At 60.6% G+C, this 25,260-nt stretch carries 23 protein-coding genes; 7 read left to right on the top strand and 16 right to left on the bottom strand.

Annotation, left to right across the window (positions count from 1 at the left end; translation table 11 throughout):
• Nucleotides 1-5: 5 nt before the first annotated feature.
• Together rpsR and rpmG are read right to left on the bottom strand one after the other, a co-directional pair.
• A complete protein-coding gene (gene rpsR, locus DXY02_RS09795) occupies nucleotides 6-227 on the bottom strand; it encodes a 30S ribosomal protein S18 (RefSeq protein WP_006041316.1) in 222 nt (73 codons plus the stop codon).
• Nucleotides 228-265: 38 nt separating this feature from the next.
• Nucleotides 266-460, bottom strand: a complete 195-nt coding sequence (gene rpmG / locus DXY02_RS09800; protein WP_006851071.1) for a 50S ribosomal protein L33 — start codon at nucleotides 458-460, stop codon at nucleotides 266-268.
• 127 nt (nucleotides 461-587) lie between these two features.
• Between rpmG and pheT the strand changes: the two genes are divergently transcribed.
• Complete coding sequence (pheT, locus tag DXY02_RS09805) at nucleotides 588-3,011, top strand: phenylalanine--tRNA ligase subunit beta (protein ID WP_114989151.1); 2,424 nt, start codon at nucleotides 588-590, stop codon at nucleotides 3,009-3,011.
• Here pheT and rlmD read toward each other — a convergent pair.
• Nucleotides 3,001-4,398 (bottom strand): 23S rRNA (uracil(1939)-C(5))-methyltransferase RlmD, encoded by a 1,398-nt coding sequence (rlmD, locus tag DXY02_RS09810; protein ID WP_114989213.1) that lies wholly within the window; start codon nucleotides 4,396-4,398, stop codon nucleotides 3,001-3,003. The two genes, pheT and rlmD, sit on opposite strands and share 11 nt — an antisense overlap.
• Before the next feature lie 100 nt (nucleotides 4,399-4,498).
• Between rlmD and DXY02_RS09815 the strand changes: the two genes are divergently transcribed.
• Together DXY02_RS09815 and DXY02_RS09820 are read left to right on the top strand one after the other, a co-directional pair.
• Nucleotides 4,499-4,993, top strand: coding sequence for an allophycocyanin subunit alpha-B (locus tag DXY02_RS09815; protein ID WP_114989152.1), 495 nt, complete (start codon nucleotides 4,499-4,501; stop codon nucleotides 4,991-4,993).
• A gap of 755 nt (nucleotides 4,994-5,748) precedes the next feature.
• Complete coding sequence (locus DXY02_RS09820; protein ID WP_114989153.1) at nucleotides 5,749-6,279, top strand: YqhA family protein; 531 nt, start codon at nucleotides 5,749-5,751, stop codon at nucleotides 6,277-6,279.
• Nucleotides 6,280-6,344: 65 nt separating this feature from the next.
• On the opposite strand, the gene DXY02_RS09825 is transcribed toward DXY02_RS09820, so the two are convergent.
• Nucleotides 6,345-7,292, bottom strand: coding sequence for a molecular chaperone DnaJ (locus DXY02_RS09825; protein ID WP_170951552.1), 948 nt, complete (start codon nucleotides 7,290-7,292; stop codon nucleotides 6,345-6,347).
• A gap of 78 nt (nucleotides 7,293-7,370) precedes the next feature.
• Entirely contained in the window at nucleotides 7,371-8,897 is a 1,527-nt protein-coding gene (locus DXY02_RS09830) for a DUF3370 family protein (protein WP_114989155.1), read from the bottom strand.
• Between the two features lie 154 nt (nucleotides 8,898-9,051).
• Here DXY02_RS09830 and DXY02_RS09835 point away from each other — a divergent pair, with 154 nt between their 5' ends.
• On the top strand, nucleotides 9,052-9,237 hold the full coding sequence (locus DXY02_RS09835; protein ID WP_114989156.1) for a hypothetical protein: 186 nt from the start codon (nucleotides 9,052-9,054) through the stop codon (nucleotides 9,235-9,237).
• On the opposite strand, the gene DXY02_RS09840 is transcribed toward DXY02_RS09835, so the two are convergent.
• From DXY02_RS09840 to DXY02_RS09850, 3 genes are read right to left on the bottom strand one after another with little or no spacing between them, the layout of a single operon-like run.
• Nucleotides 9,222-9,902, bottom strand: coding sequence for a sigma-70 family RNA polymerase sigma factor (locus DXY02_RS09840; RefSeq protein WP_114989157.1), 681 nt, complete (start codon nucleotides 9,900-9,902; stop codon nucleotides 9,222-9,224). The two genes, DXY02_RS09835 and DXY02_RS09840, sit on opposite strands and share 16 nt — an antisense overlap.
• Before the next feature lie 30 nt (nucleotides 9,903-9,932).
• Entirely contained in the window at nucleotides 9,933-10,778 is an 846-nt protein-coding gene (locus DXY02_RS09845; RefSeq protein WP_170951553.1) for a DUF4922 domain-containing protein, read from the bottom strand.
• Entirely contained in the window at nucleotides 10,768-11,667 is a 900-nt protein-coding gene (locus tag DXY02_RS09850; RefSeq protein WP_244276256.1) for a SpoIID/LytB domain-containing protein, read from the bottom strand. The genes DXY02_RS09845 and DXY02_RS09850 overlap by 11 nt, the downstream gene beginning before the upstream one ends.
• A gap of 54 nt (nucleotides 11,668-11,721) precedes the next feature.
• Between DXY02_RS09850 and DXY02_RS09855 the strand changes: the two genes are divergently transcribed.
• The gene (locus tag DXY02_RS09855; RefSeq protein WP_114989159.1) at nucleotides 11,722-12,450 is read left to right on the top strand and encodes an SDR family NAD(P)-dependent oxidoreductase; all 729 of its coding nucleotides are present in this window, start codon (nucleotides 11,722-11,724) and stop codon (nucleotides 12,448-12,450) included.
• On the opposite strand, the gene DXY02_RS09860 is transcribed toward DXY02_RS09855, so the two are convergent.
• Nucleotides 12,432-12,827, bottom strand: coding sequence for a DUF2237 family protein (locus tag DXY02_RS09860; RefSeq protein ID WP_114989160.1), 396 nt, complete (start codon nucleotides 12,825-12,827; stop codon nucleotides 12,432-12,434). The two genes, DXY02_RS09855 and DXY02_RS09860, sit on opposite strands and share 19 nt — an antisense overlap.
• Before the next feature lie 111 nt (nucleotides 12,828-12,938).
• On the opposite strand from DXY02_RS09860, the gene DXY02_RS09865 reads away from it, so the two are divergent.
• Nucleotides 12,939-13,169: a hypothetical protein gene (locus tag DXY02_RS09865; RefSeq protein ID WP_006851429.1), complete on the top strand. Its 231-nt coding sequence runs from the start codon at nucleotides 12,939-12,941 to the stop codon at nucleotides 13,167-13,169.
• 34 nt (nucleotides 13,170-13,203) lie between these two features.
• Here DXY02_RS09865 and DXY02_RS09870 read toward each other — a convergent pair whose 3' ends face one another.
• The 3 genes from DXY02_RS09870 to DXY02_RS09880 all read right to left on the bottom strand — a co-directional run bounded on the left by DXY02_RS09870 (nucleotide 13,204) and on the right by DXY02_RS09880 (nucleotide 18,128).
• The gene (locus DXY02_RS09870) at nucleotides 13,204-13,476 is read right to left on the bottom strand and encodes a DUF4090 family protein (RefSeq protein ID WP_114989215.1); all 273 of its coding nucleotides are present in this window, start codon (nucleotides 13,474-13,476) and stop codon (nucleotides 13,204-13,206) included.
• Nucleotides 13,477-13,523: 47 nt separating this feature from the next.
• Entirely contained in the window at nucleotides 13,524-17,150 is a 3,627-nt protein-coding gene (gene metH, locus DXY02_RS09875; protein ID WP_114989161.1) for a methionine synthase, read from the bottom strand.
• Between the two features lie 63 nt (nucleotides 17,151-17,213).
• Nucleotides 17,214-18,128: a branched-chain amino acid transaminase gene (locus DXY02_RS09880; RefSeq protein WP_114989162.1), complete on the bottom strand. Its 915-nt coding sequence runs from the start codon at nucleotides 18,126-18,128 to the stop codon at nucleotides 17,214-17,216.
• 65 nt (nucleotides 18,129-18,193) lie between these two features.
• Here DXY02_RS09880 and cobN point away from each other — a divergent pair, with 65 nt between their 5' ends.
• On the top strand, nucleotides 18,194-21,922 hold the full coding sequence (gene cobN, locus DXY02_RS09885; protein WP_114989163.1) for a cobaltochelatase subunit CobN: 3,729 nt from the start codon (nucleotides 18,194-18,196) through the stop codon (nucleotides 21,920-21,922).
• Here the strand turns inward: cobN and DXY02_RS09890 are convergent.
• Genes DXY02_RS09890 through DXY02_RS09905 form a run of 4 tightly spaced genes read right to left on the bottom strand, consistent with a single transcriptional unit; the run spans nucleotide 21,912 to nucleotide 25,259 of the window.
• On the bottom strand, nucleotides 21,912-22,466 hold the full coding sequence (locus tag DXY02_RS09890; RefSeq protein WP_114989164.1) for a hypothetical protein: 555 nt from the start codon (nucleotides 22,464-22,466) through the stop codon (nucleotides 21,912-21,914). The genes cobN and DXY02_RS09890 overlap by 11 nt on opposite strands.
• 27 nt (nucleotides 22,467-22,493) lie before the next feature.
• Nucleotides 22,494-23,141: a PHP domain-containing protein gene (locus tag DXY02_RS09895; RefSeq protein ID WP_114989165.1), complete on the bottom strand. Its 648-nt coding sequence runs from the start codon at nucleotides 23,139-23,141 to the stop codon at nucleotides 22,494-22,496.
• Nucleotides 23,142-23,154: 13 nt separating this feature from the next.
• Nucleotides 23,155-23,727: a protoporphyrinogen oxidase HemJ gene (gene hemJ, locus DXY02_RS09900; RefSeq protein WP_114989166.1), complete on the bottom strand. Its 573-nt coding sequence runs from the start codon at nucleotides 23,725-23,727 to the stop codon at nucleotides 23,155-23,157.
• Between the two features lie 35 nt (nucleotides 23,728-23,762).
• Complete coding sequence (locus DXY02_RS09905; protein ID WP_114989167.1) at nucleotides 23,763-25,259, bottom strand: cryptochrome/photolyase family protein; 1,497 nt, start codon at nucleotides 25,257-25,259, stop codon at nucleotides 23,763-23,765.
• Between the last annotated feature and the right edge of the window lies 1 nt (nucleotide 25,260).

A 25,260-nucleotide genomic window follows, 5' to 3' on the forward strand; every position in this document is an offset into this window, starting at 1 on the left:
GAGGATCAACCTTCGGGGTTCACAAACGGCAGAAGAGCAACGATGCGGGCACGCTTAACGGCGTTGGTGAGATCGCGCTGCTGCTTGGCGGTGAGGCCGGTGAGGCGACGGGGAAGAATCTTGCCGCGTTCGGTGATGAACTTCTTGAGAAGATCCACATCCTTGTAATCGATGGGATCACCGGGCTTGATCGGCGAAAGACGCTTCTTGAAGAAGGAGCTGGACATGACTCAGGAACGGATGGAGGAAAGACGGACCTGCAAGGTCACTTGATCTCCTTATGGAGCGTGGACTTGTTGCAGTGGGGACAGAACTTTTTGATCTCCAGCCGTTCGGTGGTGTTCCGGCGGTTCTTTTCCGTCGTGTAGCGAGACACGCCGGGTGAACGCTTGGCGGGATTGGACCGGCATTCGGTGCACTCGAGAGTGATCACGATCCGGACGCCCTTGTTCTTGGCCATAAAGGACGTTGCGCCGCAGGTGCGAAGCGAATTGACAAACATCGAGCTTACCCCCTGACCCGACAGGTTCAGAGCAGCTCCCCCAGAGGGGACTTCCTAAGATCGCGCGCTGTCTGGCTTAGATCCGATGCGGGTATCCATCTCCTGGCTGAAGCAGCTGGTCCAGGTGAATGAGTCCGTGGACGATCTCTCCGAGCGCCTCTCGATGGCGGGCTTCGAGGTGGACGACGTTGATGACCTCAGCGCTAGGGCCCAGGGCGTGGTGGTTGGCCACGTGCTGGAACGGGCGAAGCACCCCAACGCCGACAAGCTCAGCGTCTGCAGGGTGGATGTGGGAGCTCAGGACCCCATCCAGATCGTGTGTGGAGCCAGCAACGTGCGTGCCGGGATCCACGTTCCGGTGGCCATGGTCGGAGCCACCCTCCCCGCCGTTGGCTTGACGATCAAAGCCGGTGAATTGCGGGGTGTGGCCAGCAACGGAATGATCTGCTCCCTGACGGAGCTGGGCCTGACGGAGCAGTCCGACGGCATCGCCATCCTGGATGAGCTTGGGGAGTCGCTACCGGCCAACGGGACGCCCGTGGCGCCTCTGCTGGGACTCGACGACACCGTTCTGGAGCTGGCCATCACCGCTAATCGCCCCGACGGCCTCTCGATGGTGGGTATTGCCCGCGAGGTGGCGGCCCTGACCGGTGGCAGTTTGAGCCTGCCCGAGCTGGATCTGGATCCCAGCACCACTTCGCTTAACGCAGAACTGGATGGCTGCTTCTACTCGATCACCAGGATCGAGGGTGTGGACGGCTCCAAGCCCTCACCCACCTGGTTGCAGCAGCGCCTTGAGCGTGGTGGCGTGAACAGCGTCAATGCGGTGGTTGACGTCACCAATCTGGTGATGCTGGAGCAGGGGCAGCCCCTCCACGCCTTTGATGCCGATGCGCTTGAACAACTGACCGGGCAACCGGTGGACGCCAAGAGTTTTGCCGTCCGTTCCGCTCGCGATGGGGAAATTTTCGTGGGTCTGGATGACCAGAAGCGCACCCTCGACAGCCGTGTGCAGGTCGTCACCTGCCATGACCGGCCTGTCGCCGTCGCTGGTGTGATGGGGAGTCTCGAGAGTGGGGTGACTGCCGGTACGCGGAACATCTGGCTCGAATCCGCTCTGTTTGCTCCGCCGCGGGTCCGTCAGTCGGCCCGGGCCCTGGGTTTGCGCACGGATGCCAGCAGCCGTTTCGAAAAAGGGTTGCCTGTGGAAATGACCCTGCCCTGTTCGGCCCGTGCTTTGGCCTTATTGAGTCAGGAGTTTTCCTGCTCTGAGAGCGGCCGCTGGGTGGGCGGTAACGGTCCAGCAGAAGCGGAACCGGTGCTGTTGAGGCGCAGTGCCCTGCATCAACTGCTTGGCCCCCTCGATGCTGCCGATGGCCCGGAGGATCTCGATGACACCAGCATCGAAAACTGCCTGACAGCCCTCGGTTGCCAGCTCTCAGCCCATGAGCAGGGATGGCAGGTGATTGCACCGCCCTCAAGACGACAAGACCTTCAGCGTGAAGTTGATCTGATCGAGGAGGTGGCTCGTCTTGTGGGCTTCGATCGGTTTGAGGCTCACCTGCCGGATCCGCTGGAGCCCGGTGCCCTCACCCCGCGCCAGCAGGCGGAACGGCGCCTGCGGCAGCTGTTCTGTTCAACAGGGTTGCAGGAGGTCACCACCCTGTCTCTCGTCCCGGCTTCGGAGCAGGAACAGCGCATCGCCATCAGCAATCCGTTGTTGGCCGATACAAGCCATCTGCGCACGAACCTCTGGGAGGAGCACCTGCAGATCTGTGTTCGCAATCTGAAGGCATCACAGCGCGGTTGCTCTGTTTTCGAGATCGGCAACACCTACAGCGGTTCACCGGAAGCCGTCAGCCAGACCGCCATTCTTGGTGGCGTGATCTGCGGAGATCGACGCCTCTCTACCTGGGCCACCAGCGGCAAGCCGCAGGCGCCCGACTATTTCCAGGCCCGTGGCGTTCTCACCCGGGTGATGGAGGCCTTGCAGCTGGAGCTGTCTGACCGTCGCCTGACGGACGACGCACGACTGCATCCGGGTCGTGCCGCCACCCTGGTGTTGGAAGGACGCCCCTTGGGTTGTTTCGGTCAGCTTCATCCAGCCATGGCTGAGGAGCTGGATCTCCCAGAAGCCACCTACTTGTTTGAACTGGATCTGACACGACTGGTGGATGCTGCAACCCGCAGCAACCGTTGGACGCCGGCCTTCAAGCCCTACCCAACCGTGCCGTTCAGCGAGCGGGATCTTGCCGTCATCGTCGACCGATCCAGTGCAGCTGCTGATCTGATCCAAGCCATCCGCAAGGCGGGCAAACCCCTTCTGGAGCAGGTGGAACTTGTGGATCGCTTTGAGGGCGAACAGCTGGGCGACAACAAAGTGAGCCAGGCATTCCGTCTGCGCTACCGCGGCAAGAACGAGACCCTCACAGACGACAAAATTCAGCCTGTTCACGACAAGGTGCGTGCCGCTTTGAGCAAGCAGTTTCAGGCTGAGCTCAGGAGCTGACTCGTTTCAGCAGCGCCAACGATTCGAGGTGCGTTGTCTGGGGGAAGAAGTCCACGGGCTGGAGCCTCTCCAGCTCGTAGGGGCCTGATGGGGCGAGCAGTGCTTTGAGATCCCGAGCTTGCGTGGCGGGGTCACAGCTGAGGTAAGCCAGCACGGCAGGTGGCCGCTCAAGGATGCTGGCCACCACGCGTCGATCGAGCCCCCGGCGCGGGGGATCCAACACCAGCGCCTGACAGTCGTCCAGCTGAGCAGCGAGAAGGTCGGCCACATCGCCGGCATCAAAGGCACAGCGGGAGGAAAGGCCGTTGTGCATGGCATTCAGCCGGGCCTGCTCCACCGAGTCGGGGTTGAGTTCCAGACCATGAACATCAAAACCGGCCTTGGCCAGGGGCAGGGCAATGGTTCCGACTCCGCAATAGGTGTCGACCACCCGTGCGCCGGCGAACTGAGTCAAAAGCCAGTCTGTGAGGCGCTGAACGATCCGTTCCGCCTGCGGCGTATTCACCTGAACAAAGGTGGTGCTGCTGAGGGCGAGCTTGATGCCGCAGAACTGTTCCTCAATGGTGGGAACACCGGCGAGACAATGGGTGGTGCGACCGAGCACCAGGTTGTTGGCCTTGGGTTGAAGGTTGAGGCAGACCCCTTTCACCGCGGGCCAACGCTCCAGCCAGCTCTGTGCGAGGGCCTCAAGGCCTCGAAGCTGAGCATGGCTGCTGATCAGCGTGATCAACACGTCTCCTGTGGCGCTGGCCAGACGAAGCCCGAGGTGGCGGAGCCCCTGGGCTTCGTGCAGGTCATGGTCGGCCGGCCACCCCCCTGCATCCAGGTCCTGCTTGAGAGGCTCCACCAACGCGTCCAGGCGTGGATCGAGCACCGGGCAGTGATTCAGGTTGACGATCTTGTGGGTCTTCGGTCGGAAGTAGCCGGCCTTCAAGCGTCCGTTCTGGTCTCGCTTCAGAGGGATCAAGGCCCTGTTGCGGTAACCGAAGCAGCGTTCCGCATCAACAAGCGTGGGCTCAGGGGCAACGTCAATTCCCCCGATGCGCTGCAAGGTCTGTTGAATCTGCTGGGCTTTCCAACGGGTTTGGGCGGGGTCATCCAGGCGTTGCAAGGTGCAACCACCGCAGTCATCGGCAAGGATGCAGGGAGGGCGGCGCCGATCTGCGGAGAACGTGATCTGATCCACCCGACGGCTCAACCAGCGCGACTTCTGGCGTTGCTGCAGCTGGACCGTGGCGCGTTCCCCTGGCAAGAGATCAGGAACGACGATCACCCAGTTGTTCCAACGGGCCAGACCATTGCCGTCGCGATCCAGGTCAACAGCCGCGAGCTCGATTGTGAGCCCGGGTCGCGGTTCACTGCTGTTTGGGCTGTCGACTTTGGTCATGCTCTCGATTCCCTGCCATTGCAATGGCGTAACACCCGGGCGGTGATGGGTCAGGTGAACGGGTCGAGACCACTAAACTCCACGAAGCCTGCCCAGTTCCATGAGCGTTGTCCGGGATCTCATCCTCCAGGCCGATGACGATCTGCGGTATCCCACCAGCGGAGAACTCCGCACCATGGTGGATTTCCTCGACCAAGGCGCCATGCGCGTTTCTGTGGTCAAGGTTCTGACCGAGAACGAAAAAAAGATCGTCGACGAATCCGCCAAGCAATTGTTTGGTCGCAAACCTGAGTACGTCGCCCCTGGCGGCAATGCCTACGGTCAGCGCCAGCGGGCCCAGTGCCTTCGCGACTACAGCTGGTACCTCCGCCTGATCACCTACGGAGTTCTGGCCGGCAGCACCGAAATGATCCAGGAGATCGGCCTGGTGGGTGCTCGCGAGATGTACAACAGCCTCGGTGTTCCGATGCCCGGAATGGTTGAAGCCATGAAGTGCATGAAGGAAGCGTCCCTGTCGTTGTTGTCGGAACAGCAGGTGAAGCTCACGTCTCCTTATTTCGACTTCTTGATTCAGGGCATGCAGACGTCCACCTGATTCAACGTTGAACGTTTTCAAAAGAGCCGGGCCCTCGAGCCCGGTTTTTTATTGTCAGGTTGTCTTGATTAAGACCGTCTTTTAGACCTGTAATGAGCCCCAGACGAGACTCAAGAGACAATGATCTTCTTTTTATTTTCCGCCAATCATCTGTTGAAGTCGTGCCAGGCATCCTCTCGATGATTCGATCGGCCGCTCGAGGTCGTCAGGCCTCTGCCTAGTCCATAGGTCGACATTATTGAGCGGCCCTGGCCGAGGCCTCGCGATGTCAACTCGTCCCGGATGAGACATCAATCAAGACCCATATCAAGTCTATCCTGAGCTGCTTAATACACATCTCCTGCTTCAAGATGATCGAGAGGCGCGTGATTGAAGCTGTGGAGCGATCCCCGCATCAGCAGCCGGACACTGGTCCGGATTCGAGGCTTCCAGGCCCAAAAAGTGAGCCCTTATTGCGTACCTGTGTCTATTGCAGGTACGCAATGATGAAAACCCACTCTTTCAAACGGTTTTGCCGGTCACAGGCTGCCTCTGGACTGGCCGTGGACTACAGGTAAAGCTATCAAGACAATGGTTTTTGCAGAAGGAAGGGCGCTGCGACAATCTCGGCTGCGCAGCAAATAAAAACCACCATTTTTTGAATCTTGAGGATTAGCGCGCATTGCAGGCAAGACTCTTATTGGGTCCTGAAATGTGTCGCAATCAAGACCTGAGATTCTGTTTATCAAACTGCGAACGGATGATCGGATAGAACCATGGCGGCGCGATGGATTGCACGTCGGTTTGAACGCCTGATCTGGAAATTCCGGCTGATCAGCATCGTTCCGGTGGTACTGAGCCTGCTCGGAAGCGTTGGCTGCTTCGTAATTGGAGCGGTTGAGGTCTTCAACGCTTTCCTTGTGATCATGCGCCTTCCCTTCACGACCAAGAGCGTTGCGGCCAAAACCATCGCCCAGATGGTGGGAGGGGTTGATTACTTCGTAATCGGCATCGCACTGCTGATCTTTGGCTATGGCATCTACGAACTGGTGATTTCAGACCTTGATCCAAGCCTGGAGGGTAGCGAGGAGCAGCACACCAACATTCTCTCGGTGAACAGCCTCCAAAGCCTGAAGACCAAACTGTCCAATGTGATTGTTGTGGGGCTGATTGTTGCGGCGTTCAAAAAGACCATTGGCTTCGAGGTGAACGACGCCACTGATCTATTGGCGCTGTGTGGTTCCGTGGCCATGTTGGCCCTCAGTGCTTGGTTGATTGTTCGAAGCCACGGAGCCAGTCATGATTGACAACGCAACCATCTCGGGCAAGACGCAAATCTGGACTTGCCTAGCGTCTCAGTCGCGACAAGCGGTCAACGGTTTCTGTACAGCTCACGCAGCAGCCGATAGGCCTCATTGAGTCGGCGCATCGCATCGGTGGAACCACCCGCATCAGGATGTTCTTCGAGCGCCCGTTGCTTGTAAGCCTCCCGGATGGAGCTGAGAGTGACCGAAGTCCCTGCTTGGGTTGATAAACCCAACAGCTTGAGAGCCCCATGCACCGTCATGGTCGACTCAAGGGTTTCAAAGGAGGTGACCTGTCTGCTGCGTCGGAAACGGTTCACAAAGCGGCGGATCAGGGTCGGCATGCGTTCCGCCAACGAAGACGTGGCAAAGGGGTCCTCAAGAGCACCAGCCACGACCATCACCCGACCCAGCGATGGGTCGCTTGACTCCCAGCTGGCACAGAGCGTCTCAACGGCTGCATTCGCAGCCGACCAGGTGAATGGACGCCCATCACTGGCATCGGTGCTGGACCAGACATCTCGGGCCAGCCAGGTCATGGCCGCTTCAATCACTGTTGGGCCCGGTGGTTGGCCATAGAGAGACCTCCAGTGTTCTTCTGCGGCAGCACTGGCCTCTCTTAGATCGGCGAGGTCCACCGTTGAGACAAGGGGGTCGTTCTGAGGGGAATCGCATTGCTGCGGAGAGCGAAGCGTCGCTTTCAGCTGACTGGTGCGCTTGCTGACGAACCCCGGCAGGTCGATGCCAGAGGAGCCACCCCCCGAGGGAAGCCCAGTGGCTAAGGGTGGAGCGTCTTCACCCCCTTGCCGTTGGTTCCCCGTTGAGATCAGAACGAGACTGGTGACCTCATCGGGCCCAGTGGCGACCTCTGGTTCAGCATCGTCCTTGAGAGGATCGACCTCAGGATCCGATGCTGCATCCCCAGGGTCGAGCAGATCCTGGAGGAGCATTTCGAGCACCCGGCCCCGGGAACGGGCTCCGTATTCACCCTTGAGCTGGTCAATCAACGCGACCATGGGCTCTGACATCTCCACAGAGATGCGTTGACGTTTTGAGTCCTCGCCGCTCAAAAGTTCAATCCACCTTTGGGCAGGTTATCGACCCTGAAGCTGGAGCAACCACTGCTGCTGAGATCGAATCACATCGCCGTAACCGGATCGGGTGACAGGCACCACAGCAGGAATCACAGGAGCCGGCCTCGCAGCTGCAGGGTTCACAACAACAGGCTTGGCTTCAGGCGGAGGAGGAGCGGTCTTCGGCACCACCATGCGGGATTTACTGCCCGCGATTTTGACCTGGGCATCTCGCTGTTGTTGCTTGCGGCGATGAAGCATGGCCAACTGCTGAACGGGAACCACACTGAGGAGATGGCCTGGGGTGGCATCAGCTGGATAAACCAAGCTCACCTTCACCGCCTTGCGCGTGCCAGGCACCAGGTTGAGATCAGCCAGAGCCAGGCTCTCCCCTGAGCGCATGCCCACGTGAACCTCTTGCAGGGTTCGATCCTGAACAATCTGCAGCGATCCACGGAAGGCTGTGAACGTCTTCTTGCCCGACACGACTGGGTGACTCAGTACAAGTTGATAGGGCCCTGCACCAGCAACATTGAGGGTCACGTCGTAGCGAACCCCATAGGTGCCAACGTTGTTCACAGCGGAATCAATCATCCGTGTGGTCAACGGATTGACCTGAACATCGCCCGTGCCGAAGTGATGCCGCTTCGTGCTGGTCAGGGGAACGTGCAGTGGCCCCTGATTGAGGTTATGGCTGATCTCAGCCTTGTAGGCATCGCCCAGGGCAACGCCGGCCACCCGGGAGAAAACACGACCCAGCTGGATCTCGCGAATCCGGTTGAGATAAATTCTTCCCGGTGCCAGTCGCCCCGACTGCAGCACTGCGAAGAGATCGGCATCCTGTGCGGATTGCTCGGCGGCAACGACAGCCATCGTGAAAGGACCGTTGCTGCGTCCTCTCAGCAGCCCGTTGGCAATGCCACGGGCAGGGAGCACCGTACGCACCACAACCCTCTTCCCTCCTGCCGGAATCACGACTTGTTCGGGTAATTTCCGGTCCAGTTCACCGCGCAGCAGTTGAACGGCGGTGGCATCGCCAGGTCCTGTGTTCCAAGGACGCTTCCCAAGAGGTTTGACCCCCATCAAACGATTCGGGTGATAAGGCGCTTCAAAACTGTTTTTGACGGAGCCTCGATCGAAATTGAGCGTGATCGGGCTTGATCCGGGATTCGTCGCGATCAGAGCCAGGGTCATCAAGCCCCTGGATCGACGGCCCCCCAACTTGGCTTGGTCTTTGGGGTAGTACTTGTGATGCATATGAACGCCGAACTCACCGTTGAAGGTGTGGGCGGCATTGCGAAGCGGCTGGTTCGACTCGGCAGCGATTGCTGAGCCCGCAGCCGTGTTCACCAGGATTCCCGGCCCGGTGACGATTTCCGGTTGATTGGAATGAAGAACCGGAACGTTGTTGAAGGTGCCGTTGAGAGGTCGTGCCTTTTGGCCTGCCATGAGCGCGACGTAGGCCTCAGCGTTGCGCTGAGAAACGCACTCAAAACCCGCAAGTGAGACGCAGGTCAAGACCAAGATCGGGATTCGCCTGAGACTCATGCGGCTTGCTGTTGTGGTGTTCGGAGCAACGTCGACACCACGATGTGGATGCTCTCAATTCACAACGTAGTTCCACCTTCTGAGACAGCCAACAGATTGATGAGTCACACCGTGCCTGAAAATCGGTCAGCATGCGCTCAGCGTCGACGCTGAAATGCTTCCTCCGTTCTGCTGTAGCCCCAGCACCGATCACACAAGCCTGCGTCGCCAGCATCAGGAACGGAAGTTGTCGATGCTGCGGTTCTGGCGTGATGGTGCTGAACGGCAGTTGTCGGCCCTGAATGCCGCCATTAAAACTCTTCAGGAACAGATGGATCGCGATGCTCAGGCGTCCGGCTGAGCGGCGTTCAACTGCTTAGCGATGGTGTTGAGGCCGCGTTTCACGCGCCTCTGAACTGTCATTGCTGAAACCCCAAGCAGACGCGCTGTCTGCCTCAGACTCATTCCATCGATGACGACCATCTGCAGGGCACATTGGTCGTCGTTCCCAAGGTTGCGGAAGAGCTTGTTCACCCTGCTCCAGGCCTCCGAACGTTCGACCAGATCCATTGCTTGCGCCGTGTCGTCGAGAAGGTCGTCGTTGAATTCCACCCAGTGCTGCTTGCTGCGGTAGTGGTCAACCACGAGGGCATCGGCGGGGCTCAAAGCAGAGCTCTCCGAACTGCGCACCATCTGCATGGCTCTTTCTTCAACGGCCCTGGGGAGTCGTATCAATCCGACCCTGTCGCGAAGGAAGTGGAGAATGGCTCCACGAATGTGCGGCTTGGCGAAGCTTGGAAAGGGAGCTCCCCGCTGGGCGTCGTAGCGGTTGTAGGCCTTGATCAGGCCAAGACATCCCACTTGCAGGAGATCGTCGCTTTCTAGGCCTGTCTGTTGGGCGTAATGACGGGCAATGGGCCGAACCAGATGCAGGTTGTCCTGAATTTGACGGTTCCGACGCTTGAGGCAGGTCTTGTCCAATTGATGGTTGTGAGTTGCATCTCCAGCCTTGGCAGAGAGAAGCAAGCCACAGCATCTGTGCCACCACTGAACTTTTCAGTCCTGCGTGTCGACAACAGCTTGAAGCAGGGCCTCCGGTCCTGAACGCTGAATCCATGGACGATCGGAGGCTTCGGTGCTCAACAACGATCCGGCGAAGCCGAGGGCGTTGACACTGAAACCGCGAATCCCCTCCCTTCTGCGGCGAACCATGGCCATCCACTGACGTGTGAGCAACAGGTTGTAAGCCCCTCGCGGGCAGGCATCGGTGCTGGGGTGCCCCAGACCGAGGTCTCCAGCCAGGGCGAGATACAACGCTTGAAGCATTTCACCCGTCAGGGTTGAACTGATCGCTGCGACCCGTGCACTGCGCAACAGAGGATCCTGAGCAGACGTGGTTGTGCCAGCAGCACAGCAACGGAACCAATCGTCCCGAGCACAGATCCGCTCCCCTTCTGAGCGCGGTAACAACTGCAGATGTCGATGGGGCTGACTTGCTCCGGCATCAGGCCCGCTGTTGAAGAACCACAGTCCCGTCGTCGTGGCATCAATCCTGGCGAGGGAGCGCCAATCCTCCAAGGACAACCAACCGGTCTGGGGTTGCCAGTCCTGGGTGATGAGCAACATGTGGGAGATCTGAACGGGATATTTGTTCAGGATCACGACATGGGATTCACCGATCCGGTCAACCTCCAGACGTTGGTCCCAGGGAAGAAACGGATTCGGCTTTGGGCCCGATGCTCGAAGGTGTTTTGGTGTGGCGCTGAGGAGATGGCGCAACTCAAAGCGACAGCCGCTTTCCCCGACCAGGTGGCTCAATGAGGTGTCGAGCGGAACAAGGGCTCCGGATGCGGTCGCTGCAACCGTGACCTCCATCGCTTTTCGAAGCAGTTCACTGGTCATGCAATGTCAACCGTGCCAGCGAGGCCCCTGCGTAATACCTGCCGAGAATGGCATTGAAGGGAAGTCCCTGATGGGCAAGTTGCTGTGCCCCTGATTGACTCATGCTGGCGCCGAGATGGCCATGGGCTTCAGCACTCACCTGCGCATTTGACGCATAAAGGCTTTCCACAATGCCACCGCTGTAACTCAGGATGATCCCGCGGATTTCCCGTGTTGCTGAACGACTGGCCGGGGTGGTGCTTTGCTCTCCTGCAAAAACCTGCCAACGGGTTGTATACCCCCGGTGATACGCCGTCGTTGCCGGTCGAGCGAGATGGGCCATCGCATAGGAGCGGGCTGCAACGGCTTGCGCCTTGAGGGCTTCCCCATGCCAACTGCTGGGCATTTCGGCGCCAACCACTGAGGCCCCGTAGGTCTCCAGATCTAGCGAAACCACCGGGAACCAATCAGCTTGGCCTTTCACCAGTGATACATCGCCTTGATAATGCTGCTGGTTGATCTGAACAGGTCCACCGGAGCAATGAATCTCATGCTGAGGTGAGGAAGCGATCCTCTTCATCAGCTCTTGGGCAGGGATCACATCGCCGTGCTGGTGACGACAGAGCACGTTGGGTCCGGGTCGGAAGGCGGTGATAGGGCTCTGGCTGACCAAACCGACGCGGATCTCCAGGGGCACATGGTCAGCACCAGGCGGCACCTTTGGAACCACGCTCGAACCAACGGTTGAATCGTGATCGAACAGATCAGCCAAGCTTGATCTGAGCTGATCAGGCCGCTGTGAGAGCGGCCGAGCCAACCAGCCGATCAAAGCCGCCATGAAAAGACTTCCGATCGCGGCCGGGAGCCAGAAATGACAGCGCATCGGCACCAGAACTGCTGTCAGAGCCACCAGCCGATGATGCCTGATTTCCGCTAGACGGTCTCCTCTTCGCAGCAAGTTCACATGGTCGAAGAAGCTCCGACCACTTGGGCTGGCTTGGCTCTGGTGGTTGGCCCCGGCGGCATCGGAGCGGCGGTGGCAGCAGAACTGAAGCGCACCTGCCCTGATCTGAAGGTGCTGACCGCTGGACGTCATGGACCTCCGGCGTCCTCACTGCAACTGGACCTCCAAAACGACAGTGATCTGGATGGTCTGAGCTCAAGCCTGCGAGCCCAGGGGCTCCCCCTGCGTTTGGTGTTCAACTGCAGCGGCCGTCTGCATGGTCCTGGGCTTCAACCGGAAAAACGTCTTCAACAGATCGATCGTTCTCAGTTGGAGGAGCAATTCGGCATCAACGCCATGGCACCGATCCTGCTGGCAAAAGCGATCGAGCCCTTGCTGCAGCGGGATCAACCCTTTCATTTCGCCAGCCTCAGTGCTCGCGTGGGAAGCATCGGCGACAACCGCACTGGGGGCTGGTACGGCTACAGGGCGGCCAAGGCGGCTCAGAACCAGCTGCTGCGCTGCCTGAGCATTGAATGGGCCCGCCGCTGGCCATTGGCCACCGTGAGCCTGTTGCATCCCGGTACGACCGACACAGCCCTGTCTCGTCCGTTCCAGAGCTTCGTGGCACCAGACAAACTTTTCACTCCAGAACGGGCTGCGCGTCAGTTGGTTGAGGTGTTGCTGCAACAGACCCCGGAACAATCAGGAGCCTTTCTCGCCTGGGACAGTCAGTCGATCGATTGGTGAGCGTGCTGCTTCAGCTGCTCGAGGCTGACAACCGTCAGGGCTGTGTCTTCCGTGGCCTCCAGGCGCACCATCGGTGCGACGCCATCGTCGTAGGCCTGTTTCCAGCGCGGTGCACAGACGCACCAGTGGTCCCCTGGTTTCAAGCCCGGGAACTGAAACGCGGGCATCGGTGTGCTCAGGTCATTGCCCTGGGCCTTGCTGTAACTGAGAAATTGCTCGGTCATCACGCAGCAGATGCTGTGCTGGCCGAGATCCGATGGATCGGTTTGGCAGAGACCATTGCGATACCAACCCGTCATCGGTTCACAACTGCAACTCTCCAGTGGGTCGCCAAGAACGTTCCTGGCCGGCGGAAATTCGGGGCTGCTGCTGGACATCTGAGCGCTCGTTTGAGGGGGAGTCTGCCCAAGGACTGGCACATTTTGACTTCAGACGGTTGACGAACCCCTGGGGGAGCGGGTTAAAGGTCATTCAGTCATGTCCACTCGATGGATTGGGAGTTCACTGAAGACGCTGCTTTTCTGGCGCTCTGCGATGCGTTTCGCGAGAGCGGTGAAAGCTCGGCGATCGAGTTCCTTGCCAATGGAGAGGGAGCCTTTCATTTCCAGGACTTGGCCCAGAACGCCGCTGGCGAAGGCCTTGATCTGAGCGAGTCCAGTGCCCTGGAATCGTTCCAGCAAGAGGTGATCGACACGATGGAGAAGCTCTGCCAGGACTGAGCCAGGCAGAGGGTGCTTCTCCGTCAGCAGGAGATCATCCGTAGAAGAAAGCGATCTCCTTGTCCTTCAGACCGTCCCATCCGGCCTCAAGGAGCCTTTGATTGAGCGTTTCCTGGTCGAAATGCTTGGCTCCGGTCTTGACCACCCTGTTGCGCATCGATTTCAGAACACCACTGCGGGCGCGCTGACTTTCCAGATCCATCACCTGGTTGTAAAGGGCGAGCATCGCTTCAGGGATTGGACTTCCATCAAGATCCACACCAGCTTTGATGGCGGCATCAACACCATCCGGTCCGGCAATGGCCATGGTGAACACAAACAGGGCGCCTCAGGCTATGGGACGCCCCTCAGGGCTCAGGCGCTGAAGTAACGGGCCTGCGAGTGCAGCGCCACCAATGCTGTGGTGCTCTGCTCCGGTTCGAGCTGGTCACTGGCGTCCATGCTCAAGCCGATCCGCTCAGCTCCGAGCCAGTCCAGCTGCTGCCTGGAGTCGGCCACATTCGGGCAGGCGGGGTAGCCGAAGGAGTACCGGCTGCCGCGGTACCGCTGCGCCAGCACATCCCGCAGGGGCATCCCAACTGGATCTGCGAAACCGAGTTCCGAGCGAATCCGTGCATGCACCCACTCGGCCATCGCTTCGGCCATCTGAACCGCCAGGCCATGGAAGTACAGGTAATCGCTGTAGCGATCGCCCTTGAACAGCTCCTGCGCCACCACAGAGGCCTTCTGGCCCATGGTCACGGCCTGCATCGGCAGCACGTCGGTTGGGCGTCCCTCAGCGTCCAGATCGTTGAAGAAATCGGCAATGCAGTAGCGGTTGCCAGACCGTTGACGGGGAAGCTCAAAACACCCAAGTTCCTGCGTGCCGTCGGCATCGAAGACCCGCAGGCTGTTGCCATCGCGTCCCGCAGGGAAGTAGCCGTACACCGCCCGGGGGGTCAACAGTGACTCGTTGATGCAGCGCTGCATCCACTCCTGCAACACCGGCTCTGCCTTCTCCTGAAGCATCGCCTTGTAGTCGTCCCGACTCTGCTCCTTGGTTTTGCGGAGCATCCACTGGCCAGCGAAGAGGGCATTGCGGTCGAGGTAGTGGAAGACCTCGGCGATGTCGATGTCGGCCTCAGTGATCACCGCAGAGCCGAGGAAGGGCGGCACCGGTGCGGTTTCAGCGGGGACGGCGTCGGATCGATCTGAGCTCACCGGCGGCAGATCCGCAGCCGGAGCATCCGATGCGGAGGTGGATGTCTCCTCAGCGTTCTCGGAGGTTGTCGACTCTTCATCCAGGCCAACCCCCTGGGGAGCATCAGCCAGAAAGCCCTTGGTATTGGTCCAGTTGTCGCTGCGCTTCGCATCCATCAACGCATCCATGAAGCGCAGATCAGCGAAGGCATCACGGCCGTAGATCACCTTGCCGTCGTAAACCTCACGGCAGTCCTTCTGAACGAAGCGTGGGGTCAGTGCCGCACCGCCGAGGATCACAGGAACATCAATGCCCGCATCGTTGAAGGCCTGAAGGTTGTCCTTCATAAAGGCCGTGGACTTCACCAGCAGACCACTCATGGCGATGCAATCGGCCTGATGTTCACGTTGGGCCTCAACGATGGCTTCACAGCTCTGCTTGATGCCCAGATTGATCACCTCATAACCGTTGTTGGTGAGGATGATGTCCACCAGGTTCTTGCCGATGTCGTGGACATCGCCCTTCACCGTGGCGATCAGGAACTTGCCCTTGCTTGTGCTCTCGCCCTCGCTTTTCTCCATATGCGGCTCGAGGTGAGCCACGGCGGATTTCATCGTCTCGGCGCTTTGCAGCACGAAGGGGAGCTGCATCTGGCCACTGCCGAACAATTCACCCACCACCTTCATGCCATCCAGAAGGAAGGTGTTGATGATCTGCAGAGGGGGGTAGGTCTGCAACGCCTCATCCAGGGAGGGCTCCAGCCCGATGCGCTCACCATCAATGATGTGCTGCTTGAGCCGTTCCTCAATCGGCAGATCCGCCAGCGAGGGGCCTGAAGCACGGGCTTCCTTGGTGCTCACTCCATCAAACAGCTTGGTGAGTTCGGTGAGCGGGTCGTAGACGCAGATGCCGTCCTCGAAACGGCGGTTGTCATTGATCAGATCACGACACACCTTCTGGTGGTCGTCGTTGATCTTGATCAGCGGGAGGATCTTGGCGGGGCTGACGATGGCCGAATCCATGCCGGCTTCACAGCAATCGTGAAGGAAAACCGAATTGAGGGTGATCCGAGCCGCCGGTGACAGGCCGAAACTCACATTGCTGACCCCGAGCACCACGTGCACGCCGGGCAGGTTCTCCCGGATCATCCGAATGGCATCCACGGTGGCGCGACCATTCAGCCGGTCTTCCTCAATGCCAGTGGAGATGGGAAGGGCCAGGGGGTCGTAGAAGATCTCGTGGGCAGGGATGCCGGACTCGAGGGCATCGCGATAGGCCCGCTGGGCGATGGCGAACTTCTTCTCGGCCGTTCTGGCCATCCCGTCCTCATCGATCGTGCCGACCACCACAGCGGCGCCGTAGCGGCGGGCCAGCTCCAGAACCTTGAAGAAGCGCTCGTCACCGTCTTCGTAGTTGGTGGAGTTGAGAATGCATTTCCCCCCAGCCACCTTCAGGCCCGCCTCCATCTTCTGCCACTCGGTGGAATCGAGCATCAGGGGCAGGTTGACGTTGGTGACCAGACGGCTCACCAGCTCGTGCATGTCCCGTTCGCCATCGCGACCGACGTAGTCGACGTTCACGTCGAGCACGTGGGCGTTTTCCTTCACCTGGCCGCGGGCCACCGACACCAGCCCGTCCCAGTCTTCCTCCGCCAGCAGTTCGCGCACCTTGCGACTGCCACTGGCATTAAGCCGCTCACCAATGATCAGGAAAGAATTGTCCTGGTGGTAAGGGGTGACGCCATAGATCGATGAGGCTGCGGGCTCATAATTGAGGCTGGGGCGCACATCCTCCGCGCTGGCACGATCCCAGCGGGAGGGGCGTTCAGCCGGCTTGAGCTCCTGCGCCAGTTCCGCAAGGCTGCCGATGTGGGCGGGAGTGGTGCCGCAGCATCCACCGATCACCTGCACGCCAAGGTCTTCAACGAAGTGCATCAGCTGCATCTTCAGCTCCACCGGGGTGAGGCGGTAATGGGCCACCCCGCCAACGTTTTCCGGCAGTCCGGCGTTGGGAATGCAGCTGACGGTGAAGGGGGAATGCTCAGAGAGGTAGCGAATGTGCTCCTTCATCTGCTCCGGACCGGTGGCGCAGTTCAGGCCGAGGATGTCGATCGGAAATGGCTCAAGGATCGACACCACAGCGGCGATGTCCGTGCCGACGAGCATGGTGCCCGTGGTTTCCATCGTGACGGAGACCATCAGGGCCCGCCGCTCACCGGTGGCGGCAAAGGCCGCTTCGATGCCCTGGAGTGCTGCCTTGATCTGCAGCACGTCCTGACAGGTTTCGACGATGAACAGGTCGACGTTGCCAGCGATCAGTCCCTCAGCCTGCTCGCGGAACGAATCCCGCATCGTGTCGAAATCGATATGACCAAGGGTGGGCAGCTTGGTGGTGGGCCCCATGGAGCCCGCCACGAAACGTGGCTTCTCAGGGGTGCTGAATTCATCAGCCATTTCCCGGGCCAGCTCGGCTGCCCGCTGGTTCAGCTCAAAGGCCTTGTCTTCCAGGCCGTATTCCGCCAGCACAATCGATGCAGCGCCGAAGGTATCGGTTTCGATGACATCGCAGCCCACCTCGAGGAACTGGCGATGCACTGCCCTGACTGCATCCGGCTTGGTGACCACCAGGTTCTCGTTGCAACCCTCCAGGTCAGGACCACCGAAATCATCCGCCGAAAGCCCAAGCCCCTGAAGGCTGGTGCCAGTGGCACCGTCGAACACGAGCACAGGACGCTGTGGCCCATGCAGGTACTCGAGGAATGCAGAGGTGGTGGCTTGCCGATCTGCCTGCGTCACCACCATCGATGCACCTTCTTAGAAGCGCCGATCTTAAGAAAAGCTCAGGGCGAACTTCAGGCGGTTGATTTAGGAGATCGGAATACGGGTCACCCAGTGCTCATAGGCGGGATCCCGTCCTTCGGTGATCGCCACGAGCTTGGCCTTCAGGGCATCCATCACAGGACGCTTGGCGTTCAGCACCGTTGATTCGATCTGACGGATCGGCGTCACCTTGGCGGCCGTGCCGGAAAGGAACACTTCGTCGGCGATGAACAACTCGGTTTTGTCCACCGGACGTTCAATCACAGGGATGTCCATCGCTTTGGCCAGCTCAATCACGCTGGCGCGGGTGATGCCCTCAAGGATGTCCTGATCAACTCCAGGCGTGATCAGCTGGCCATCACGCACCAGAAACAGATTCATGCCGCTGGCTTCACTGATCTTGCCGCGACTGTTCAACAGCAAGGCTTCGTCGAAACCGCTCTGCACGGCTTCCGTCTTGGCCAGGGAACTGGTGATGTAGGCGCCGGAGATCTTGCCGCGCAGCGGTAGGGAGCGGTCCTCCTGGCGGGTCCAGCTGCTGATCCTGCAGCTCACCCCTTCCGGAGACAGGTAATCCCCCAGAGGGAGTCCGTAAATCAAGAAGTCGGTCTCAATGTTGTGCAGGCGCGGGGCGATGCCCAGATCGCTGGTGTACACAAAGGGCCGCAGATAGATCGGCTGATCAGGCTTGTTGGCCTGCAGCATTGCCGTCAGAGCCGAGAGGATCGTGTCCTCACTCAGATCCGTGAGCAGCAACCTGGCGCTCTGGCTGAGACGCCGGGCGTGCCGATCAGCACGGAACAACAGCATGGTGTTGCTGTTCTGGGGATCGGGAATGGCGCGCATGCCGCCGAAGGCACCGGTGCCGTAGTGCAGGGCATGGGTGGCAATGGAGATCCTGGCCTCCTCGAAGGGGACGCACTGGCCCTGGAACCAGGCATAGGGCAGGAACTGATGCATCACGGTGATGGATCCGATCGCTGAATCTTCTCACCACCGCGCACCACGACACGGAGAATGGGGTCATGCATCGCCTTGCCACCTGTCCGGGTCTGGACCCACCGGAAGATGTGGTGCTCGTGGAGCAGCCGGGCGCGGATGTGCTGTTCCTCACCAGCGCAGGCACAGACATCAGCTGCCTGGACGCAAGCCTGCCGAGCAACCCGGCCTGGAACGAGCGGATTCGGGCGTTGCCCCTGAGCTGTCTGGACCACCCAGCGCAGCTGGACCATTACCTCAACACCACCGCCCAGGCGGCGCACTTGATCGTGGTGCGCCTGCTCGGCAGCCGTGGGCACTGGAGCTACGGCCTGGAGCAACTGCAGCGCTGGTGCAGCGAAGAAAAGCAGCGACAACTGATCGTCCTTGCCGGAACGGCTGATCAAAGCAACGAGCTGCATGGGCTGGGCTCCTGCAGTTCTGAACTGGCCGATCAGCTGTCGGCACTGCTGCGGGAAGGGGGCATCGACAACATGGGGCGGTTCCTCGGAGCTATCGAGGCTCTGCTGGAGGGCACCCCTCCATCACCCGGCAATGTTGCGGTGGTGCCTTGCCCCGATCCGATGCCCTGGGATTGGCGCGACGAAGCCGGGGCTGCGGTGGGCATTGTTCTCTATCGGGCTCAGTTTCAAGCCGGAGACCTTGCCCTGGCGGATGCCCTCACGGCCGCACTACGAAAAGAGGGACTGCGGCCCTGTCTGCTCTGGGTCAGCAGCCTGAGAAACCCGGCGGTGCAGGCAGGCGTCCACGACCTGTTGAATCAGCAAAATGCTGAGCTGGTGATTGCGGGCACGTCATTTGCTTCGGTGCAGACCGAACAGGCCGGCCTTGGCAGCCCTCTCTGGGATCGTCTCGATCGACCGGTGTTGCAGCTGCTCAGCAGCAGCCGCAGCCGGGCCCACTGGCTGGAGAGCAGCCAGGGGCTGAATCCGATGGATCTGTCGTTGCAGGTGGTGATGCCGGAGCTGGATGCTCGAATCACCACGCGGCCCTGCGGTTTTCGTGACCATCTGCAGACCACCGGCCCCCTGGCAACGGCCATTCCCTGCCTGCAGCCGGATCCATCTGGACTCGCGTGGCTGGCAGAGCACAGCCGTCGCTGGGTGGAGCTGCGACAGACCCCCTGTGCCCAGAGGCGCATCGCGATGGTGCTGGCCAACTATCCCGTTCGCGACGGTCGTGTGGCCAATGGCGTGGGGCTTGATACGCCAGACAGCACGGCACGGATGCTCCGCTGGCTGGCTGACGCCGGCCATGACCTCGGTTCGGGAGCCTTGCCGGATTCAGGCGATGGCCTGATGCAACGGCTGTTGTCCGGTCGTACCAATGCACCGGAAGGACAGCACCGCCCAGCGCTGGATCATCTGCCCCTCACCACCTATCAGAAGTGGTGGGCCGGCGTTCCGGAATCGGCTCGACGCTTGATCGAATCCCGTTGGGGACCTCCAGAAGCCGCCTGCGATCTGGATCCAAACAAGGGGTTTGCCATTCATGGCCTGCGCTTCGGCCATGTGGTGGTGCTGATCCAGCCGGATCGCGGCTATGACGCCGATCAGATCGCCGATCTCCACTCACCGGATCTGCCGCCACCGCACCGGTATCTGGCTCAGTACCTCTGGCTGCGCTGCGTGCATCAGACCCAGGTGATGCTGCATGTGGGCAAGCACGGCAGTGCGGAATGGCTGCCGGGCAAGTCGGTGGGGCTGAGCGATGCCTGCGGCCCCGAGCTGGCCCTGGGACCGATCCCTCACCTCTATCCCTTCATCGTCAACGACCCGGGCGAAGGATCTCAGGCCAAGCGACGGGGTCATGCCGTGGTGCTGGACCACCTCACACCGCCCTTGGGGCGTGCTGGATTGCACGGACCACTGCAACGGTTGGAGGGCCTGCTTGATGAACTGGTGGAGGTGCGGCAGCTGGGCGGCCAGCGGGCCCGGGTGCTGGAACAGGCAGTGCATTCCAGCCTGCTGTCCCTCAACTGGCCTGGAATCCCTAGCCGAGAAGCCATACGCCGCCAACCGGAGCTGCTGGAGACATGTCTGGACCAGGCGGAGACCTATCTCTGCGAGCTCAAGGAATCGCAGATCCGCACCGGCTTGCATCGGTTTGGTGTGGCGCCATCGACAGAAGCCGCCGATGAGCTGCTGGTCGCCCTGGCCCGTCCCCCCCGGCAGGGGCAGCCCGGCTTGCTGCAGGCCATGGCCCTGCAGGCAGAACTGGGCTTTGATCCATGGCAGCAGGACGAAGGCGACAAGCTCTCGGAGGCGGATCAGACCCGCCTGAGGCTGCTGGGTGGCGCGAACTGCCGACGGGTGGGGGATGGTTGCGCCTGGCTGGAACAGCAGGCCCAGTTGTTGATCCGATGGATCATCCATGGGGAACAGGGGGACGGACTGGCGGAACCGTTCCGGACCTGGAGCCGAAAGGATCCCTGCCTGCAGAACCTGCACGACGACCTTTGGCCCCGCTTGAACGGTTGTGCCTCAGCTGAAAAAGAGGCCTTCCTGCGGGGCATTCAGGGGCAGCGCATCGCTGCGGGACCCTCAGGAGCACCGAGTCGTGGTCGCCCCGATGTGTTGCCCACCGGCCGCAATTTTTACTCCGTGGATCTGCGGGGATTGCCCACGGAAGCCGCCTGGGATCTGGGGCGACGCTCGGCGGAGCAGTTGCTGGATCTCCATCTGCTGGAGCAGGGGGAACCGCTGCGCCATCTGGCGTTATCGGTCTGGGGAACAGCAACGATGCGCAATGGCGGAGAAGATATCGCTCAGCTGTTGGCCCTGATCGGTGTTCGACCGGTTTGGGACGGCCCCACCCGAAGGTTGGTGGACCTGGAGGTGATTCCAGCCCGTTTGCTGGGTCGACCGCGGGTGGATGTGGTGCTGCGCATCTCCGGGCTATTTCGCGACGCCTTCCCCCAGTTGGTTGGCTGGGTGCATCAGGCCCAGTCGATGGTGGCGGCCCTCGATGAACCGGATGAACTGAATCCCCTGGCTGAGCTCACCCGTCAAGGCGGGCCCCAGGGCCGCATTTATGGGTCCGCCCCCGGTGCCTACGGAGCCGGTCTGCAAGCCCTGATCGACAGTGGCGCCTGGGACTCGCGAGCAGACCTGGGCCAGGCCTTTCTCAGTTGGAGCCAATGGTCGTACGACGGTGCCGCTGCCCCCAGCCTTGATCGTTCCGGTCTCGAGCAAGCCCTGGGCAGGGTGCAGGTGGTGCTCCACAACCAGGACAACCGCGAACACGACCTGCTCGATTCCGACGACTACTACCAGTTCCAGGGGGGCCTCAGTGCCGCAGTGGAAGAGGTGTCAGGAGCACGGCCGCAACTGTGGTTCGGAGACCATTCCCGCCCCGAACGGCCTCGCCTGCAACGGCTCGAAAAGGAACTCGACAAAGTGATGCGGAGCCGGATGCTCAACCCCCGCTGGATCGAGGGAATGATGCAGCACGGCTACAAGGGTGCCTTCGAGATGGGGGCCAGCCTTGACTACCTCTTTGCCTACGACGCCTCCACCGATCGCGTTCCCGATTGGTGTTACGGCGCGCTGTGTGAACAGTGGCTCAGCCAGCCGGAAATCCTCGACTTCCTCAAGGGGAGCAACCCCTGGGTGCTGAGGGACATGGCCGAACGGCTGCTGGAGGCCTCGAATCGAGGCCTTTGGACGTCAGCAACGAACGACCAGCTGCTTCACCTGCAACAGCTGGTGATCAGCAGTGAAGCCCAGATTGAACGGGGAAGCCCTATTTGTTGAGGTCGCGAACCATCTGACGGAACGGATCGATCGATCCAGGCTTGGAGGACGACGCAGCGGAACCCGCCTTGGCCACCGGTTCCTCCTTGGGGTTCAGCTCTTCCTTACGGCCGAGGGGAGCAGCTCCGGCGGGAGCAGGGGTGTTCACACCCGTGATGGCCGTGCCCTTGAGGCGCTTGCTCATCTCCTCGGTGCTCACCTGCTCAGCGAAGGTTTTCTTCACTGGCGTGGGAATGCCCGCGTTAAGGCTGATTGATTCCTCCTTCTTGACGACGCCACCGAGGCCTTCGCTGCGCTTCTCAAGCTTCTCGGTTTCGGCAGCCACCTCCATGATCTGCTCCTTTGTGCCAGGACTGTCGACGGTGCCGGGGAAGGTACGGCGAATCGTCTTCGACTCGCGCATGTAGTTCACATCCCCGAGAGAGGAGGAAGCGTCGGCATCAAGGAAGAACTCGGCCGGCTTCTCCTTTGCCGGCTTGCGCGGCTGAATCGTGGAGTCGGAATCTGCGGAATCCTTTTTCAGCAGACGATCCAAGAAGCCCATGTCGACCGGAACTGAGATGGAATGAACTTAGCGGCCGCAAAGGTCAATTCCATGGGTATCGGTGCCACACGTACGCAAAAGGCCAAGGTTGCTCAGCTGACGATCGATGGCCTCGCAGATCAAAGGGCTAGCGGACCAGGTTGGTTGCATCTCGTAGTCGTACCAGGCCTCACCACCATCGAAACCAAGCCGGGCCGCCTCATCGATCAGCACGTCATGGCCCAGGCGGTAACGGGCGGGATGGGCCAACACTGCCAATCCACCGGCTTCATGGATGGCTTTCACCACCACCTCAGCCCTTAGCGGTTCACCGACGACGGCATCTCCACGGTTGTAGGGCTGGAGCGCAGGGTGGTTGAGCTCGAAGCCAAGGGCGAGCACATGAACGAGGCACCCCTTCAGCAGTGCACTGATTTCCATGCCGCTCCACACCGTGGGGACCTCAACACCACAGGCTCGCTGCTGCTCCAGCCAGACCTGAATCTCCCCGTGGGCATGGCTGCTGTGGTGATCCGTCACCGCCAGGTGCTTGAGCCCCCGCTCGGTGGCCTGCTGGATGAGCTCGAGCGGTTCGAGGCTGCCGTCACTGCAGATGGTGTGGCAGTGGAAGTTGTGCGTGGTGGGACAGCTCGACGGTCCCACCTGTGCGAGCACGGCTTTGAGAGGGTGGGTCATCTCAACCCTCATCTCAGGCTTTGGCGGAGGCTTCGGCCCGCAGGCGGCGCCAACGGGCATAGAACTGAATCGACGCTGCCATGAACACCACCAGGGCGACGATGAACCAGCTCGCTGCGCTGGTGGGGAACTGCGTTTTGAACACCACCAGCATCACCACGATCACCAGCAGCAGCGTGGGCAGCTCATTCAGGGCACGCAGCTGCTTGCCTGACCAGGCACAGGTGCCGGCGTGGAGTTGGCCCATCAGCCGGTAACAAAACACGTGGTAAGCCAGCAGGGCCGCCACAAAACCGAGCTTGGCGTGCATCCAGCCCTGCTGAAGCCAGGAGGGCTGGGCCAGCAGCAACCCGATGGCCATCGATACCGCCACAGCCATTCCCGGCGTGGTGATGATGTTGGCGAGCCGTTTCTCCATCAAGGTGTACTGATCGCGGAACGGCTGCTGCAGTTCCGGGGCCAGTTCCTCCGTTTCAACGTGATAGATGAACAGGCGCACCAGATAGAAGAGGCCCGCAAACCACACCACGACCCCAACGATGTGCAGGGTCTTGAACCAGAGGTAGGCCTCGGGCGAAAACGTCATCAACACAACTGATCTGGGGCGACCTTACGCAGGGTTCAGGTGAGCGCGTCAAGAAAATCGCTAGCTCGACGCTGATGGGCCAACAGAACGTCGGGAGCCATGCGATCCAGGTTGCGGGCCATCATCGCTAGCCGGTATTGGCGCCGAAAGAAGTCTTGATGGCGATGGATGAACGTCCAGAACAGGCCATCCCAGGTGTCACACCACTCGCCTTTGCGGTAATCCGACATCTTGCGCACGTAGTTGGAGCCCGAGAGATAGGGCTTGGTGGTGAAGATGCCACCATCAGCGAACTGACTCATGCCATAGACGTTGGGAACCATCACCCAGTCGTAGGCATCCACAAACAGCTCCATGAACCAGGCGTAGATCCGGGTTGGATGAAATCCGCAGAGGAGCATCACATTGCCCAGGAGCATCAGGCGTTCGATGTGATGGCAATAGCCGGTCTCCAGGGCATGGCGGATGGCGTCATCAATCGGGGGCAGACCCGTGGATGCGGTGTAGAAGGCGGAGGGAATCGGCAGGTCGTCGAAGCCCCAGAAATTGCCGTTGCGCATCTCCACGCCATGGCGCCGGTACATCGCCGCCATGAACTCCCGCCAGCCGACGATCTGACGCAGAAATCCCTCCAATGAATTGAGGGGGATATCACCGGCCTCAGCCCGCTCCAGCGTTCGATCCAGCACCTGCTGCGGCGTGAGCAGACCGATGTTGAGCATCGGCGTGAGCACGCTGTGCCACATCACCTGGTGCTGGGTGCTGATCGCATCCTCGTAAGCCCCGAACTGACGCAGGCGTTGTTCGAGGAATTGATCCAGCCAACGGGCTGCATCGCCATGGGTGACGGGGTAATGGAACCCGTCCCAGCTGCCGATGCCAGTCACCCCCTCCCCGATGAGCTGCTGCCGGGCAGCCTCAACGAGAGACACCGAGCCACTCGAGCGTTCGGCCGGGGGCTCTGGAACCACGATTCCCTTGGGGAGCTTCTTGCGGTTGTCGGCATCGAAACTCCAGCGGCCACCAACAGGACCACCATCAGGATCGATCAGCAGATCCAGTCGCTTGCGCTGCATCTCGTAGAAGCGACCCATCAGGGGCTTCTTGCCGGAGGCGAAATGGTCCTCGATGACGGCCTCTGGAGTGAGCAGCATCGGGGTGGCGACGATCTCCAGACCGCAGCCGTGGCGGGAGGCGAAGGCAGAGATCCGTTGGCTCAGAACATCGTCCACCGGATCCGCCAGATGAAAGGCCCGGTAGCCCTGATCGAGCAGATCTCCGAGGATCTCAGCGGTGCTGGCCGCCTGCCCCTGGAGCACCCGCAACACGGTGAAGCCCTTGGCCTGAAGCATCTCTGCATAGGCATTCATCGAGGCCCGATGCAGGAGCAGGCGCTGCCGATGCACCTGGATGGGCCAGCGGGGATCAGTGCCGAACAGCAGCGGATCTTCGATCAGGGCCACGGCCCTTCCCGCCCGAAGCGCGGGATGGTGCTCAAACAGCTGATGGGGAAAAACGAGACTGAGATCCACC

The sequence above is a fragment of the Synechococcus sp. N19 genome, from assembly GCF_900474045.1.
In the GTDB taxonomy this organism is placed as follows: domain Bacteria; phylum Cyanobacteriota; class Cyanobacteriia; order PCC-6307; family Cyanobiaceae; genus Parasynechococcus.